This window comes from Microbispora sitophila (assembly GCF_014892245.1).
In the GTDB taxonomy this organism is placed as follows: domain Bacteria; phylum Actinomycetota; class Actinomycetes; order Streptosporangiales; family Streptosporangiaceae; genus Microbispora; species Microbispora siamensis.
This window is the reverse complement of sequence record NZ_JADBGC010000021.1, coordinates 23,027-39,437: the sequence shown is the minus strand read 5'-3', so window position 1 is coordinate 39,437 and position 16,411 is coordinate 23,027. Positions and strand designations below refer to the sequence as shown.

General features: G+C 71.9%; 16 protein-coding genes. All 16 read left to right on the top strand.

Annotated features, from left to right (window positions below; all coding sequences use genetic code 11):
* Positions 1–9 precede the first annotated feature (9 nt).
* The 16 genes from IL992_RS32430 (at position 10) to IL992_RS32355 (ending at position 16,406) form a co-directional block, all read left to right on the top strand.
* A complete protein-coding gene (locus tag IL992_RS32430; protein ID WP_193207139.1) occupies positions 10–1,317 on the top strand; it encodes a replication-associated recombination protein A in 1,308 nt (435 codons plus the stop codon).
* 104 nt (positions 1,318–1,421) lie between these two features.
* Positions 1,422–1,892 (top strand): DUF948 domain-containing protein, encoded by a 471-nt coding sequence (locus IL992_RS32425; protein ID WP_193207138.1) that lies wholly within the window; start codon positions 1,422–1,424, stop codon positions 1,890–1,892.
* Complete coding sequence (locus IL992_RS32420; protein ID WP_079316531.1) at positions 1,889–2,158, top strand: hypothetical protein; 270 nt, start codon at positions 1,889–1,891, stop codon at positions 2,156–2,158. The genes IL992_RS32425 and IL992_RS32420 overlap by 4 nt, the downstream gene beginning before the upstream one ends.
* Before the next feature lies 1 nt (position 2,159).
* Positions 2,160–4,832 (top strand): alanine--tRNA ligase, encoded by a 2,673-nt coding sequence (gene alaS, locus IL992_RS32415; RefSeq protein WP_193207137.1) that lies wholly within the window; start codon positions 2,160–2,162, stop codon positions 4,830–4,832.
* A 7-nt stretch (positions 4,833–4,839) separates the two neighbouring features.
* On the top strand, positions 4,840–5,343 hold the full coding sequence (gene ruvX / locus IL992_RS32410) for a Holliday junction resolvase RuvX (RefSeq protein ID WP_193207136.1): 504 nt from the start codon (positions 4,840–4,842) through the stop codon (positions 5,341–5,343).
* On the top strand, positions 5,340–6,374 hold the full coding sequence (mltG, locus tag IL992_RS32405) for an endolytic transglycosylase MltG (RefSeq protein WP_193207135.1): 1,035 nt from the start codon (positions 5,340–5,342) through the stop codon (positions 6,372–6,374). The genes ruvX and mltG (IL992_RS32405) overlap by 4 nt, the downstream gene beginning before the upstream one ends.
* Before the next feature lie 198 nt (positions 6,375–6,572).
* The gene (gene mltG, locus IL992_RS32400) at positions 6,573–7,727 is read left to right on the top strand and encodes an endolytic transglycosylase MltG (RefSeq protein ID WP_193207134.1); all 1,155 of its coding nucleotides are present in this window, start codon (positions 6,573–6,575) and stop codon (positions 7,725–7,727) included.
* Positions 7,724–8,563 carry a shikimate dehydrogenase gene (locus IL992_RS32395; RefSeq protein WP_193207133.1) on the top strand — a complete coding sequence of 280 codons (840 nt, stop codon included), beginning with the start codon at positions 7,724–7,726 and terminating at the stop codon, positions 8,561–8,563. The genes mltG (IL992_RS32400) and IL992_RS32395 overlap by 4 nt, the downstream gene beginning before the upstream one ends.
* A gap of 199 nt (positions 8,564–8,762) precedes the next feature.
* Positions 8,763–9,437 carry a translation initiation factor IF-3 gene (gene infC, locus IL992_RS32390; protein WP_319018967.1) on the top strand — a complete coding sequence of 225 codons (675 nt, stop codon included), beginning with the start codon at positions 8,763–8,765 and terminating at the stop codon, positions 9,435–9,437.
* A 141-nt stretch (positions 9,438–9,578) separates the two neighbouring features.
* A complete protein-coding gene (gene rpmI / locus IL992_RS32385; protein ID WP_030504936.1) occupies positions 9,579–9,773 on the top strand; it encodes a 50S ribosomal protein L35 in 195 nt (64 codons plus the stop codon).
* A gap of 22 nt (positions 9,774–9,795) precedes the next feature.
* A complete protein-coding gene (gene rplT, locus IL992_RS32380; RefSeq protein WP_193207131.1) occupies positions 9,796–10,176 on the top strand; it encodes a 50S ribosomal protein L20 in 381 nt (126 codons plus the stop codon).
* A 70-nt stretch (positions 10,177–10,246) separates the two neighbouring features.
* The gene (locus tag IL992_RS32375; RefSeq protein WP_193207130.1) at positions 10,247–11,080 is read left to right on the top strand and encodes a TrmH family RNA methyltransferase; all 834 of its coding nucleotides are present in this window, start codon (positions 10,247–10,249) and stop codon (positions 11,078–11,080) included.
* 96 nt (positions 11,081–11,176) lie between these two features.
* On the top strand, positions 11,177–12,271 hold the full coding sequence (locus tag IL992_RS32370) for a sensor histidine kinase (protein WP_193207129.1): 1,095 nt from the start codon (positions 11,177–11,179) through the stop codon (positions 12,269–12,271).
* A gap of 109 nt (positions 12,272–12,380) precedes the next feature.
* On the top strand, positions 12,381–13,481 hold the full coding sequence (gene pheS, locus IL992_RS32365; RefSeq protein ID WP_142648954.1) for a phenylalanine--tRNA ligase subunit alpha: 1,101 nt from the start codon (positions 12,381–12,383) through the stop codon (positions 13,479–13,481).
* Positions 13,481–16,051 (top strand): phenylalanine--tRNA ligase subunit beta, encoded by a 2,571-nt coding sequence (locus tag IL992_RS32360; RefSeq protein WP_193207128.1) that lies wholly within the window; start codon positions 13,481–13,483, stop codon positions 16,049–16,051. The genes pheS and IL992_RS32360 overlap by 1 nt, the downstream gene beginning before the upstream one ends.
* 109 nt (positions 16,052–16,160) lie before the next feature.
* Positions 16,161–16,406 (top strand): hypothetical protein, encoded by a 246-nt coding sequence (locus tag IL992_RS32355; RefSeq protein WP_193207127.1) that lies wholly within the window; start codon positions 16,161–16,163, stop codon positions 16,404–16,406.
* Positions 16,407–16,411 lie beyond the last annotated feature (5 nt).

Genomic DNA, 16,411 nt, shown 5'->3' with positions numbered 1-16,411 from the left:
GTCGGCGATGTGGAGAGCCTGTTCGATTCGGCCGCCGAGGAGGCGCACCGGGGCCAGGAGCCGCTGGCCGTGCGGATGCGGCCGCGCTCGCTGGAGGAGGTGATCGGCCAGCGGCACCTGCTGGGGCCCGGCACGCCGCTGCGCCGTCTGGTGGAGAGCGACGCCCCCATGTCGCTGTTCCTGTGGGGACCCCCGGGCACCGGCAAGACCACGCTGGCGTACGTCGTGGCGGGCGCGACCAAGCGGAGGTTCGTGGAGATCTCGGCCGTCTCCGCCGGGGTCAAGGACGTGCGCGCCGCCATCGACCAGGCCCGCCGCGAGCTCGGCATGACCGGCAGGCAGACCGTGCTGTTCGTGGACGAGGTCCACCGGTTCAACAAGGCGCAGCAGGACGCGCTGCTGCCCGCGGTGGAGAACCGCTGGGTCACGTTCATCGGCGCGACGACGGAGAACCCGTTCTTCTCCGTCATCTCCCCGCTGCTGTCCCGCTCGCTGCTGCTCACCCTGGAGCCGCTGGCCGAAGACGACGTCCGCGCCGTCCTGGAGCGCGCGGTGGCCGACCCGCGCGGCCTCGGCGGGCGCGTCACGCTGCATCCCGACGCCCTCGACCAGCTCGTACGGCTGGCCGGCGGCGACGCCCGGCGCTCGCTGACCTACCTGGAAGCCGCCGCGATGCTGGCCGATGACGTCACGGTGGAGGTCGTGGAGAAGGCCGTCGACAAGGCGGCGGTGCGCTACGACCGCCAGGGCGACCAGCACTACGACGTGGTCAGCGCGTTCATCAAGAGCATGCGGGGCTCGGACGCCGACGCGGCGCTGCACTACCTGGCGCGAATGGTGGAGGCGGGGGAGGACCCCCGGTTCATCGCCCGCCGGATCGTGATCTTCGCCAGTGAGGACGTCGGGATGGCCGATCCCACGTGCCTGCAGGTCGCGGTGGCCGCCGCCCAGGCCGTGGAGTTCATCGGCCTGCCCGAGGGCAGGATCAACCTCGCCCAGGCGGTCATCCACTGCGCGCTGGCGCCCAAGTCGAACGCCGTCGTGAAGGCGATCGGCGCGGCCTCCGACGACGTGCGGCGCGGCATGGTGGGCCGCATCCCCGACCACCTGCGCGACGCCCACTACCCGGGCGCGAAGAAGCTCGGCCACGGCAGGGGCTACCAGTATCCGCACGACTTCGAGCACGGCCTCGTCCGCCAGGACTACGCCCCGGAGGAACTGCGGGAGCGCCGCTACTACGAGCCGACCACGCACGGCGCGGAGGCACGGTTCGCGGAGCGCTGGGCGAAGATCCGGAGCTTCCTGCGCGGCGGCTGAGCGCCGCCGGTGTGCGGCCCGGGGTGTGTGGCGCGGAACGGCGGGCAGGGCGTTCGCGGTAAGGTCTTGCCATTCCAGCTCCGTTGATCTAGGGAGATCGGCACATGCTTACCGCGGGAGAGCTGGCGGGCCTCGTGGTCGCCATTTTCTGGGTGATCCTGGTCTGCTTCATGGTCGTCGTGCTGGTCAGGCTGGCCAGACTGCTGACCGAGACCCGCAAGTCCGTGGCCGAGCTGAGCGACCGCATCGCCCCGCTCCTCGACGACATGAGCCAGACCGTCTCCGAGGCCAACCGGCGGCTGGTGGCGGCCGAGGAGATCACGCACAACATGCGTGACGTCAGCGGCAACATGGTCAAGATCACCGGCGTGGCGTCCACGCTGTTCGCCGGTCCGGTGCTCAAGATCTCCGCCTTCCGGGACGGCTTCCGCCTGGCGCTGGCCCGGCGTGCCGCCCGCAGGGTGCCGGCCCGGCGGGTCGCCCGCGGCGGCCCCCGCACCGGTGACAGGATCAGCGAGCGGCACGCGGCCGAGCGCGCCGTGGCGCGCCGGGCGATCGGGAGGGGACGCGGATGATCCGGCGGCTCTTCTACATGTCCCTGGGCGCGTTCCTCACGGTCTGGACCATGCGTAAGCTTCAGTCGTTGCGGCCCGACCACGTGGCCAGGCGCACCGCCGACCGCGCGGTGACCCTCGCGGACCAGCTCAGGGACTTCGCCGGCGAGGTGCGCCACCTGTCGGCGAGCAGGGAAACCGAGTTGCGTGCCGAGTTCGGGCTCGACACGGTTGATGGAAACACCACCGGCAAGAACAGAATCTACGACGTAAAGGACGGCCGCTGAAATGGAGTCGGCAGAGATCGCGCGCCGCTTCCTGCGCTTCTTCGAGGAGCGCGGGCACACAGTCGTGCCCTCGGCCAGCCTGGTCGCCGAGGACCCGACACTGCTTCTCGTGAACGCGGGGATGGTCCCGTTCAAGCCCTTCTTCCTGGCGCAGCAGACGCCGCCGTACCGGCGGGCGACCAGCGCACAGAAGGTCATGCGCACCCTCGACATCGACGAGGTCGGCAAGACCACCCGGCACGCCAGCTTCTTCCAGATGCTCGGCAACTTCTCCTTCGGCGACTACTTCAAGGAGCAGGCGATCCCGTTCGCCTGGGAGCTGCTGACCCGGCCCGAGTCCGACGGCGGCTTCGGCTTCCCCGAGGACCGCCTGTGGGCGACCGTCTACCTGGACGACGACGAGGCCCAGGACATCTGGCACCGCAAGGTGGGGCTGCCGCTCGACCGAATCCAGCGCCGCGACCTCGCCGACAACTACTGGCACATGGGGGTTCCCGGGCCGGGCGGGCCGTGCTCGGAGATCTACTACGACCGCGGCCCCGAGTACGGCCGCGAGGGCGGGCCGATCGCCGACGAGAACCGCTACCTCGAGGTGTGGAACCTCGTCTTCATGCAGTTCCAGCTCAGCAAGGTCCGCAGCAAGATCGACTTTGACGTGGCGGGCGAGCTGCCGGCCAAGAACATCGACACCGGCATGGGCCTGGAGCGCATGGCGGCCATCCTGCAGGGCGTCGACAACATCTACGAGATCGACACGACGTACAAGATCCTCGACACGGCGGCCGACCTCACCCGGTCGCGCTACGGGCGCGACAAGCGCGCCGACGTGTCGCTGCGGGTGATCGCCGACCACATGCGGGCGGGCGTCATGCTCGTCGGCGACGGCGTGCTGCCGTCCAACGAGGGCCGCGGCTACGTGCTGCGCCGCATGCTGCGCCGCGCGATCCGCAACCTCCGCCTGCTCGGCGCGGGCGAGGAGCGGCACATGCACGCGCTCACCGCCGTCACCATCGACGTGATGGGCGAGCAGTACCCCGAGCTCAAGGCCGACGCCGCCAACATCCACACGGTCATCGACGCCGAGGAGGCGTCGTTCCTCGGCACGCTCCGCACCGGTACGGCGATCTTCGACGTCGCGGTGGAGGAGACCAAGCGCAAGGGCGTCTCGACGCTCAGCGGCGACCAGGCGTTCCAGCTCCACGACACCTACGGCTTCCCGATCGACCTCACCCTGGAGATGGCGGCCGAGCAGGGCCTCCAGGTGGACGAGGAGGGCTTCCGCCGGCTCATGAAGGAGCAGCGGGACCGCGCCAAGGCCGACGCCGCGGCGAAGAAGACCGGCAACGCCGACATCTCGGTGTTCACCGGCATCCTGGAGAAGGCCGGGAAGGTCGACTTCCTCGGCTACGACCACACCACCGCCGAAGCCAACGTCATCGGCCTGCTCGTCGACGGCGCGTCCGTCCCGGCGGCCGGCGCGGGGACCACGCTGGAGGTCGTGCTCGACCGCACCCCGTTCTACGCGGAGGGCGGCGGCCAGCTCTCCGACCAGGGCCTGATCCGCACCGGCGGCGCGGAGATCGAGGTCGTGGACGTCCAGTCGCCGGTGCCCGGCCTGGTCGTGCACCGCGGCAAGGTGCGCACCGGCGAGGTGCGCGTCGGCGACCAGGCGCAGGCCGACATCGACCTGGAGCGGCGCCGCGCGATCTCGCGCAGCCACACCGCGACCCACCTGGTCCACCGCGGGTTCCGCAACGCCCTCGGCGAGTCGGCGGCCCAGGCGGGCTCGGAGAACTCCCCGGGCCGCTTCCGCTTCGACTTCACCGCGGCCGGGGCCGTCTCCCCGTCGATGCTGCGCGACGTCGAGGACGAGGTGAACGCCGTCCTGATCAACGACCTCAAGGTCAACGCGTTCTACACCAGCCAGGCGCAGGCCCGCGCGATGGGCGCGCTCGCGCTGTTCGGCGAGAAGTACGGCGACGAGGTCCGGGTGGTCGAGGTCGGCGACTACTCCCGCGAGCTGTGCGGCGGCACCCACGTCGCCAGCTCCGGCCAGCTCGGCCTGGTCAAGGTGCTGGGCGAGTCGTCCATCGGCGCGGGCGTGCGCCGCGTGGAGGCGCTCGTCGGCCTCGACGCGTTCCGGTTCCTGGCTCGCGAGAGCGTGCTGGTCGCCCAGCTCAGCGAGCAGCTCAAGACCCGCCGCGAGGAGCTGCCCGAGCGCATCGAGGGCATCGTCACCCGGCTGCGCGCCGCCGAGAAGGAGCTGGAGAAGCTGCGCTCGGCCCAGGTGCTCGCGGTGGCCGGCGAACTGGCCGCGCAGGCTCGTGACGTGCAGGGCGTCTCCGTGGTGACGCACCGCGCGCCTGATGGCACCTCCGCCGACGACCTGCGTAAACTCGCCCTCGATGTGCGCGGCAGGTTCCCTGGCGACCGCGCCGCGGTCGTCGTCGTCTCCGGCGTCCCCTCCGACCGGCCGGTCGTCGTCGCCGCGGTCAACGAGGCGGGACGCGAGCGGGGCCTGAAGGCGGGCCGGCTCGTCGGCGTCGCCGCCAAGGCACTCGGGGGTGGCGGTGGCGGCAAGGACGACGTGGCCCAGGGCGGCGGCACGCGGCCCGAGGCGATCGGCGACGCGCTGCGCGCGGTCGAGGAGGCCATCTCCTCCGCGGTGGCGTGAGCGGCCGATGAGGCACGGCGTCAGGATCGGGGTCGACGTCGGCTCCGTCCGCATCGGCGTGGCCCGCAGCGACCCGTCGGGTCTGCTGGCCACGCCGGTGGAGACCGTACGGCGCGGCCGGGGCGACCTGGCGAGGATCGCGGAGATCGCGGCCGAGCACGAGGCGATCGAGATCGTGGTCGGGCTGCCCACGTCGCTGTCGGGCAGGGAGAGCCACGCCGCCGGGGCCGCGCGCGAGTTCGCCGCGCGGCTGGCCGCCCGGGTGGCTCCCGTCCCGATCCGGCTGCTGGACGAGCGGCTCACCACGGTCAGCGCGCAGCAGGGCCTGCGTTCCAGCGGCGTGAGGGCCCGCAACCAGCGTGACGTGATCGACCAGGCGGCGGCCGTCGTGCTGCTGCAGGCCGCGCTCGACGGCGAGCGGGCCACCGGCAATCCCCCCGGCAGACCTCTCGAACCACCGCGGCCCGGCACCGGGCCAGGTGAGGAAGCGAGCGGCGGGACCGCCAGGTGAGGCGGGCGTTCGCCGCCGTGGCCGGGGGTCTCGCCCTGGTCGCGGTGGCGGTGGCGTACGGCGTGCACCAGGTGGTCGGGCAGTCCAACGAGGCCCCCGACTACTCCGGGAGCGGCTCGGGGACGGTCACGATCGAGATCACGCCGGGCGCGAGCGTCGCCGAGATCGGCAAGACGCTGGAGCAGGCCGGCGTGGTGGCCAGCGCCCAGTCGTTCGTCGCGCAGGTGGTCACGCGCTCCAAGGAGAGCGGGCTGCACCCGGGCCGTTACACACTGCGGCGGCGCATGGCCGCCGCCGGCGCCCTCGATCTGCTGCTGTCGCCCGCGAGCAGGGTGGTGCGCACGGTCACCGTGCCCGAGGGGCTGCGCACGAGCGAGGTGCTGCGCACGCTCGCGGATCGGACCGGCATCCCCCTGAAGGACTTCACCACGGCCGTCGCCGAGCCCCGGCGTCTGCGCCTGCCCGCGTACGCCGAGGGGGCGGCCGAGGGGTTCCTGTTCCCCGCGACGTACGAGATCGAGCCGGGGATGACCGCCGTCGATCTGCTCAGGAAGATGGTGGCCCGGTTCCGCGTCGCCGCCGCGAAGGTGAAGCTGGAGGACCTCGCGCCGCGCGTACGGCTCACGCCCAAGCAGGCGGTGACGGTCGCCAGCATCGTGCAGGCCGAGGGCGGCGTCCCGGCCGACTACCCCAAGATCGCCAGAGTGGTGTACAACCGTCTCGCGCGCGGCGCGAAGCTGGAGATGGACAGCACGGTCAACTACGCGCTGAACCGCCACACTCTCAAAGTCAGCACCGAGGACACGCGGGTCGACTCGCCGTACAACACCTACGCGCGCCCCGGGCTGCCGCCCGGGCCCATCGGCAACCCGGGGGAGAGCGCGCTCGCGGCCGCCCTCCACCCCGCCGAGGGCACGTGGTACTGGTTCGTCACCACAGATCCCCGGCGTAAAATCACCAAATTCACTGACAAAGAGGCGGAGTTCAGGAAATATCGGGAGGAGCTGAACAGGTATCTCGGGACGAACTGATCGCCTCCCGGGGCATCCGCGCGGCGCCGTCCCGCGGGTTCCGGAGCGCGCCCGGTGCGTCCGCACAGCCCCGCCGCCCCCGGGCGGGGCTCCATATATCGGGAACGCCCCCCGCGGAACCCCCTGTCCCGAACCCCCTCGGTTTGGCACACTCGCTTGACGGGAGGCCTCTCGTACCGAGAGATTGGCCAGCGCACTATGAATGATCTGGACATGGACTTCCTGCTCGGCGCCGAGGACGACGACGGTTCTCCCCGGCGCCGGCCCCCTGGTAGCCGGACCCAGCAGCGGCGCAGCCGCAGACGCCGCAAGAGACAGCGGCGCAAGGGCAGGGTCGCCACGTTGTTCGCCGTTGTGATCATCGTCGGGGTCCTCGGCGGCCTCGGCTACTTCGGATTCACCTGGGCGCGCAGCGTGATGATCGCCAAGGACTACACCGGGGAGGGGCGCGGCGAGGTCGTCGTCGAGATCGAGGAGGGCGCGAGCGCCACCGACGTCGCCCAGATGCTGGAGGACGAGGGCGTCGTGGCCAGCGCTCGGGCGTTCATCAACGCCATCGGCGCCGCCGGGAAGAGCTCCTCGCTCCAGCCGGGCCAGTACGAGATGCGCAAGGGCATGTCCGCCGCCTCGGCCCTGGCCTTGCTCGACCCAAAGAACCGGATGCTCAACCGGCTGACCATTCGCGAGGGGCTGCGGCTCAGCAAGATCTACGAGGAGCTGTCCACCGCCACCGGCAAGCCGGTCGAGGACTTCAAGAAGGCCGCTCGCACCGACATCGGGCTTCCCGCGTACGCCAAGGGCCGCCTGGAGGGCTTCGCGTTCCCCGCGACGTACGAGATCAGCAGCAAGCTCACCCCGCAGCAGATCCTCACCAAGATGGTCGACCGGTTCAACCAGACCGCCGATCGGGTGGACCTGGAGGGCCAGGCGAAGCAGCTCGGCTTCACCGCCAAGCAGATCATCATCATCGCCAGCATCGTCCAGGCGGAGTCCGGCAGCGCCGAGGACATGCCGAAGGTCGCCCGGGTCATCTACAACCGGCTGGCCTCCAATCCCCAGATGAAGCTGGGCATGGACAGCACGGTCATGTACGGCCTGAACAAGTACGGCATCGCGGCCTCGCACGCCGACCTGGAAAGCACCTCGCGGTACAACACGTACAAGTACTTCGGCCTGCCGCCCGGTCCGATCAGCAACCCGGGCGACCACGCGATCGAGGCCGCGCTGCATCCGGCGGACGGCAACTGGCTCTACTTCGTGACGGTCGACCCCAAGCGGGGCATCACCAAGTTCACCGACAAGGAGTCGGAGTTCTGGAAGCTCCGCGACGAGTTCAACAGGAACAACAAATGACCGCGACCGGTCGCCGCGCCGCCGTGCTGGGCTCCCCGATCGCGCACTCGCTCTCGCCGGTCCTGCATCGGGCGGCGTACGCGGCGATGGGCCTGGCGGACTGGCGGTACGACGCGATCGAGTGCGCCGAGGACGGGCTGGCCGGCCTGGTCGGCGGGCTCGGCCCGGAGTGGGCGGGGCTGTCGCTCACGATGCCGCTCAAGCGTGCCGTGCTGCCGCTGCTCGACAGCGTCTCCGACCTCGCCGTGGCGGTCGGCGGGGCCAACACCGTGGTGTTCCGCGACGGCGTCCGGCACGGCGAGAACACCGACGTGTACGGCATCGTCGAGGCGCTCGCGGAGGCGGGCGTGCCCGCGCCCGCCTCCGCGGTCGTCCTCGGCGGCGGCGCCACCGCGGCCTCGGCCGTCGCCGCCCTGCGGGAGACGGGCCTCGCGGAGGTCACGCTGGTCGTGCGCGACCCGGGCCGCGCGGGAGAGACCCTGCGGGTCGCCGAGCGCCTCGGCGCCACGGTGACCGTGCGCTCCTTCGACGACTTCGACCCCGCGGCCGACCTGGTCGTCTCCACGCTGCCGTCCGGCGCGGCCGACGCGCTGGCCGAGCGGGTCGCGGCCCGCCTGCCCGAGAAGGCGGCGCTGTTCGACGTCGTCTACGCGCCCTGGCCGACGCCGCTGGCCGGGGCCGTACGGGCGCGGGGACGCACCGTGATCGGCGGCTTCCCGATGCTGCTGCACCAGGCGGTGCGGCAGGTCGAGCTGATGACCGGCCGTGCGGACGTGCCGGTGGAGGCGATGCGCGCCGCCGGCGAGGCCGAGATCGCGCGGCGCGCGGCCTCCTGAGCGGCCGCCGTGGCGCCCCCGTGGCGGCCCCGGAATACGTCGATGGGACTTCCGGTTTGTGGTAGCGTAGGAACTCGATCGGTCCGGCATGAGCTGGACGCGCAAGCGGAGGTCCTCCTCCCACCTGCTCCGCCGAAAGGCGGACGGGTCCAGGATCACACCGGAGTTTTCGGCAGGAGAGCTCAGTGACCCCGCATGCGTGACGTGCGGGGTTTTGTTTTGCCCCCCGCGCGGTCGAGACAAGCGGAAGTCTTTTGGAGGTCCCATCAGCACCGAGCCCCGCATCAACGACCGTATTCGCGTGCCCGAGGTGCGCCTCGTCGGCCCGAACGGCGAACAGGTCGGCATCGTCTCCATCGGCGACGCACTGAAGCTGGCGCAGGAGAGCGATCTCGACCTGGTGGAGGTCGCGGCCACGGCCCGCCCGCCCGTCTGCAAGCTCATGGACTACGGCAAGTTCAAGTACGAGTCGGCCATGAAGGCGCGCGAGGCCCGCCGCAACCAGGCGCACACGATCATCAAGGAGATCAAGCTCCGGCCGAAGATCGACCCGCACGACTACGAGACCAAGAAGGGTCACGTCGTGCGCTTCCTGAAGGCGGGAGACAAGGTCAAGGTCACGATCATGTTCCGGGGTCGTGAGCAGTCCCGGCCGGAGCTGGGCTTCCGGCTCCTGCAGCGCCTCGCCGAGGACGTCACCGACCTGGGGTTCGTCGAGTCGCAGCCGAAGCAGGACGGCCGCAACATGATCATGGTGATCGGGCCGCACAAGAAGAAGGCCGAGGCGAAGGCCGAGAAGGCCGCCGCCAAGGCCCGCGGCGCCGGCCAGCAGGAGGCGGAGCCCGCCGAGGAGCAGGCCGCGCAGCCGCAGTGACGCCCGCCTGAATCATCGGGCGGGGCGCCGCAGACGTACACGGAAACCGAGACCGGGGCGGTCTCGCGGAGTAAGGCAGGCCGCCGGCCCGGGTCACCGGCCCGGGCCGTCGGCACGGACGAAAGAGGAGAGACGGCTGAGATGCCGAAGATGAAGACGCACAGCGGTGCGAAGAAGCGGTTCCGGCTCACCGGATCCGGCAAGGTTGTCCGCCGCCGCGCCAACCGGCAGCACCTGTTCGAGCACAAGCCGTCCACTCGCACGCGCCGTCTCGAGGGCGTCGTCGTCATGTCCGACGCCGACACCAAGAAGATCAAGAAGCTGCTCGCGAAGTAACGACCCGGGGAGATAGAACAACATGGCACGCGTGAAGCGGGCGCTCAACGCCAAGAAGAAGCGCCGGGTCGTCCTCGAGCGGGCAAGCGGTTACCGCGGGCAGCGGTCGCGGCTCTACCGCAAGGCCAAGGAGCAGATGCTCCACTCGATGACCTATGCGTACCGGGACCGCAAGGACAAGAAGGGCACGTTCCGCCGGCTGTGGATCCAGCGGATCAACGCCGCCGCCCGCGCGAACGGCATCACCTACAACCGTTTCATCCAGGGCCTGCGCCTGGCCGGCATCGAGGTGGACCGCAAGATCCTCGCGGACCTCGCGGTGAACGACAGCCAGACCTTCGCCACGCTGGTCGAGTCCGCCAGGAAGGCGCTCCCGTCCGACGTGAACGCGCCGGTCGCCTGACACCTGCGCAAAGACGAGGGCCCGCCGCCTGCGGTGGGCCCTCATTCACGTCGAGGGGGAACAAGCGGGCATGGCGGAGCTCACCAACATCAAGTCGCCGCGCGTCAAGGCGGCCCGCAGGCTGACCAAGCGCGCCTTCCGGGACCGCGACCGGGCGTTCCTGGCGGAAGGGCCGCAGGCGGTCCGCGAGGCCCTCGCGCTCAAGGACGTCACGGTCGAACTGTTCACGACGGTCGAGGCGGAGACGCGGCACGCCGACATCGTGGCCGCCGCCGTCGCGGCGGGCGTGCCGGTCCACCGCGCGAGCGGCGAGGTCATGTCGGAGCTGACCCAGACGGTCACCCCGCAGGGCCTGCTGGCCGTGTGCCGGTTCGTGCACGTCCCGCTGGCCGAGGCGGTGCCGCGGGGGGCCCGGCTGGTGGCGATCCTCGCCCACGTGCGCGATCCCGGCAACGCGGGCACGGTCCTGCGTACGGCCGACGCGGCGGGCGCCGACTCGGTGGTGTTCACCGACGCGTCGGTGGACCCGTACAACGGCAAGTGCGTGCGGGCCAGCGCGGGCAGCCTGTTCCACCTGCCGGTCGCGACCGGCACTTCCGTGGCGGACGCCGTACGGCACGCGCGGGAGGCGGGGCTGCGCGTGCTCGCGGCCGACGGCGCGGGCACCCGGACGCTCGACGAGGTCGCCCTGGACGCGCCCAGCGCCTGGCTGTTCGGCAATGAGGCGTGGGGACTGCCGCCCGAGCTCCTCGCGCTGGCCGACGAGGTGGTGCGCGTCCCGATCTACGGGCGGGCGGAGAGCCTCAACCTCGCCACCGCGGCCGCGGTCTGCCTGTACGCTTCCGCGCGCGCTCAGCGGCAGACCTTACATTCCGTGGAAGATCCCACTACCCCCGCGCGCTGAGGCTGCTGCCGAGCCCGGGAAACCCGCTATTGTCGGCGAAGGAGTCGCGCAGGACCCGGCGGCGCGCGCAGTTCCGGAGCTCGAGGAGGCGGTCTCGTGCGAGGTGTCGACACCCCCGGCGGCGCCCTTGAGGGGGACGCCGGAGGGCGGGCGCACATCGACGTCGACGACCTTCCCGACGGCCTCGTCGCCACCGACGCCGACGGCGTGATCCTGATGATCAACCGGGCCGCCGAGCGGCTGACCGGAGTGACCCGTGCGGCGGCGGTGGGCAGGCTCATCGGCGACGTGCTGCCGATGCGCGACCAGGACGGGCGCGACTGGTGGAAGTGGCTCGACCCGCAGGGCGGGCTGTCCATCCGCAGCCGACAGCCGGAACGGCCGCTGCACCTGCCCGGCCGCCAGGAGATGCTCGTCGCCGCGCGCTTCGTCCGCACACCGCGGCGCGGCGGGCGGGTCGAACGCGTCGTGATCACGCTGCGCGACGCCTCGGCGCGTGCCCGGATCGAGCGCAGCCGTGCCGACCTGGTCTCGACCGTGGCCCACGAGCTGCGCTCGCCGCTGACCAGTGTCAAGGGGTTCACCGCGACACTGCTGGCCAAGTGGGAGCGCTTCACCGACGCCCAGAAGCGCGTCATGCTGGAGACGGTCAACGCGGACGCCGACCGGGTGACGCGACTGATCACCGAGCTGCTCGACGTCTCGCGCATCGAGTCGGGCAGGGTGGAGATCCACCGCCAGATCGTGGACGTTCCGGCCCGGGCCCGCAGGATCATCGCGGGCCGGGTGGCGGCGGGGGAGCCGGAGGACCGCTTCCGGCTGGAGGTCCTCGGCGAGCTGCCCGAGATGTGGCTCGACCAGGACAAGATTGACCAGATCCTCGCGAACCTGGTGGAAAACGCGGTGCGCCACGGACGCGGTACGGTGACCATAGTGGTGGAGCCGGTCGAATGGGGAGTGGCGGTGTCGGTGCGGGACCAGGGTGAGGGCGTGGCGCCCGAGCTGGTCGGCCGTGTCTTCCGCCAGTTCTGGCGGGGCAACGGCCGCCGTCGCGGGGGGACCGGGCTCGGCCTGTTCATCGTCAAGGGCCTCGTCGAGGCCCACGGCGGCACCATCAGCGTGCAGCGCGCGCCCGGTGGCGGCGCGGAGTTCCGATTTACCTTGCCCACCGGCACCCCTGACTTCGCCTGAGCCTTTTCCACAGGCCGATCGCGCGGAGGACGGCCCGGTGGGCTGATCGGACTAAACTGACCACGCTGAGCGCAGGGCGCTCGCAGGCCCCTGGATACGGAGCTCTCTCTTGTCGAACACCTATGACCCGGTCGAGGTGACGCCGCTGCACGCCGACGAGGTCGCGCGGGCGCAGGCCGACGCCCTCGCCGCCATCGCCGCGGCGCGCGACCTCGACGATCTGAAGCAGGCCAGGCTCGCGCACGCGGGCGACCGCTCGCCCATCGCGCTGGCGAACCGTGAGATCGGTGCACTGCCGCCCGCCGCGCGCGCCGAGGCGGGCAAGCGGATCGGCGCCGCGCGCAAGGCCATCGGCGAGGCGCTCGCCGCCCGCCAGGCCGAACTGGAGGCCGAGCGCGACGCGCGGGTCCTCATCGAGGAGACCGTCGACGTCACGCTGCCCTGGGACCGGGCGCCGCGCGGCGCCCGGCACCCGCTGACCACCCTGCAGGAGCGCATCGCCGACGCGTTCGTGGCGATGGGTTACGAGGTGGCGGAGGGGCCCGAGCTCGAAGGCGAGTGGTTCAACTTCGACGCGCTGAACATCGCCCCCGACCACCCGGCCAGGTCCGACCACGACACGTTCTTCGTGGAGAGCGTCGACTCCGGGAAGGTGCTGCGCACCCAGACCTCGCCGGTGCAGATCAGGGCCCTGCTCTCGCGCCCGCTGCCGGTGTACGTGGTGTCGCCGGGCAAGACCTTCCGCACCGACGAGCTCGACGCCACGCACACGCCGGTCTTCCACCAGGTCGAGGGCCTGGCGGTCGACAAGGGGCTGACGATGGCCCACCTGAAGGGCACGCTCGACCGGTTCGCCGAGGTGATGTTCGGCGCGGGGATCACCACCCGCTTCCGGCCGCACTACTTCCCGTTCACCGAGCCGTCGGCCGAGCTCGACCTTCGCTGCTTCGTCTGCCGCGGCTCCTCGGCGGTCCCGGGCAACCCGCCCTGCCGCACCTGCAAGTCGGAGGGCTGGATCGAGTGGGGCGGCTGCGGCATGGTCAACCCGCGCGTGCTGCTCGCCTGCGGCGTCGACCCCGCCGTCTACTCGGGATTCGCCTTCGGCATGGGCGTGGAGCGGACGCTGATGTTCCGCCACAACGCCGAGGACATGCGTGACATGGTCGAGGGCGACATCCGGTTCACCCTGCCGTTCGGGATGGAGGTCTGATGAAGGTCCCGCTTTCATGGCTGCGGGAGTACGTCGATCTCCCCGCGGTCACCGCACAGGAGGTGGCCGACCGGCTCACCGCCGCCGGCCTCAAGCTGGAGGCCATCCACTCGCACGGCCACGAGATCAAGAACGTCGTGGTCGGCCGGGTCCTCGAGTTCGAGGAGCTGACCGGGTTCAAGAAGCCCATCCGGCACTGCAAGGTCGAGGTGGGAGAGGCGACGCCGCGCGAGATCGTGTGCGGCGCGACGAACTTCTCCGAGGGCGCAGTGGTCCCGGTCGCGCTGCCCGGCGCGGTGCTCCCCGGCGGTTTCGAGATCGGCTCCCGCAAGACCTACGGGCGCCTCTCCGACGGCATGATCTGCTCGGAGGCCGAGCTCGGCATCGCCGAGTCCTCCCCGGGAATCCTGGTGCTGCCGCAGGACACCCCGATCGGTGCCGACGTGGTCGAGCTGCTCGGCCTGCGTGACGACGTGCTCGAACTGGAGGTCGCCACCGACCGCGGATACGCCCTGTCGATCCGCGGCGTCGCCCGTGAGGCGGCCATCGCGTTCGGCGTGCCGTTCCGCGACCCGGCCGCGAGCGAGGCGGAGTCCGGCGGCGGCGAGTCCTGGCCCGCGTCGATCGCCGACCCCACCGCCTGCGACCGCTTCGTGCTGCGCTCGGTCACCGGCTTCGACCCGGCCGCCGAGTCCCCGCTGTGGATGCGGGTGCGGCTGGCCCGCGCGGGCATGCGCTCGGTCTCGCTGGCCGTCGACATCACCAACTACGTGATGCTGGAGCTCGGCCAGCCCCTGCACGCCTTCGACCGGTCGCGCCTGTCCGGTCCGATCGTCGTACGGCGGGCCCGGCCGGGGGAGACGCTGGAGACGCTCGACCACGTGGTGCGCACGCTCCACGACGAGGACATCCTCATCACCGACGACTCGGGCCCGATCTCGATGGCCGGCACGATGGGCGGCCTGCACACGGAGATCTCCGAGGCCTCGACCGACATCGTCATCGAGGCGGCGCACTTCTCCGCCACCGGCATCGCCCGCGAGTCGCGGCGGCACAACCTGGTGAGCGAGGCGTCCAAGCGGTTCGAGCGCGGCGTCGACCGCGAGCTGCCCCTGGCCGCGTCGTGGCGTGCCGTCCAGCTCCTGGTCGAGCTGGGCGGGGCCGTCGCAGATCCCGGGGTGACCCACGCCCAGGTGGAGGTCTCGCCGGTGCGGATCACCATCCCGGCCGACCACCCCAGCCGCGTGGCGGGCGTGCCGTACGAGCGGGAGGCCGTGATCCGCAGGCTGGAGCAGATCGGCTGCGTGGTGACGGAGGGCGCCGCCCCCGCGGCCACGGCCGGGCACGGCGTCGCGGCCACCGGCGTGCTCGCCTCCGGCGACCTCGCCGACCGGCTGGCCGTCCACGGCGACGACCTGATCACGGTCACGCCGCCGACGTGGCGTCCCGACCTGACCGACCCGAACGACCTCGCGGAGGAGGTCATCCGGCTTGAGGGGTATGACCGCATCCCGTCGGTGCTGCCGCCCGCTCCGGCCGGGGGCGGGCTGACCGAGGCGCAGCGGCTGCGCCGCCGGGTGGGCCGTGCCCTGGCCGACGCGGGATACGTGGAGGTGCTCGCCTATCCGTTCATGGGGCCGCGCGACCTCGACAACCTGCTGCTGCCCGAGCAGGACCCCCGCAGGCGGGCGACCCGGCTGGTCAACCCGCTCAGCGAGGACGAGCCGTACATGCGGACCACGCTGCTGCCGGGCCTGCTGAAGACCCTGGTGCGCAACGTGGGCCGCGGGTTCGCCGACGTGGCGCTGTTCGAGTCCGGGCTGGTCTACCGGCCCGAGCCGCAGGCCCCCGCGACGGCTCCGGTCCTCCCGGTCGACCGCAGGCCCACGGAGGAGGAGCTGGCGGCGATCGAGACGGCGCTGCCGAGGCAGCCGCTGCGGGTGGCCGTGGTGCTGGCGGGAGAGTTCGAGCGCTCCGGCTGGTGGGGCGAAGGCCGGCAGGCGTCCTGGGCGGACGCCGTCGAGGCGGCCCGCACGGTCGCGCGGGCGGCGGGCGTGGAGCTCGGCGTCCGGGCCGACCAGCACGAGCCGTGGCACCCCGGGCGGTGCGCCGCGCTGACCGTCACCGACGCCGAGACCGGTGAGCCGGTGCTGGTCGGTCACGCCGGCGAGCTGCACCCGCGGGTCGTCGAGGCCTACGGGCTGCCGGCGCGCACCTGCGCGATGGAGCTGGAGCTGTCGCTGCTGAGCCCGGCCGGGCCGGTGCAGACGCCCGCCGTGTCCGCCTACCCGGTGGCGACGCAGGACGTCGCGCTGACCGTCGCCGCCTCCACCCCGGTCGCCGAGGTCGAGGCCGCTCTCCGGGCGGGGGCGGGCGATCTGCTGGAGTCGATCAGGCTGTTCGACGTCTACACCGGCCCGCAGGTGGGCGAGGGCAACAAGTCCCTGGCCTACACGCTGCGGTTCCGGGCGGCCGACCGCACGCTCACGGTCGAGGAGACCACGGCGGCGCGCGACGCCGCCGTCGCCCTCGCCGCCGAGCGCACCGGAGCGCAGCTCCGCGGCGTCTGAGCATGCTCGCCTGAGCGGGTGCCGGCACTGTGCGAATGAGCACGCTCTTGTGAGCACGCCTCTGATAAGCACAGTGCCGGCACCCGCGGTCGTCTCTCCCGGAGGAGCGGTGCGTCACCTGCTGGTGTTCCACGAGCGGGACAGCGCGGAGGAGTCCGCCGAGGTCGTGGCCGAGCTGTTCCCGGCACTGGGCGTCCCCACCGTCGTCCGTGAGTTGCTCGCGGGCGAGGACGACGCCGAGGACGCCCAGTGGGTGGTCGTCGTGGACGATCCAGCCGGCGCCCTCGGCCCGGCCGACCTCGCCCGGCTCGACGCCCTCGCCGAGGAGGGCGAGGGCTGGCGCGAGCCGGGCTGACCGTC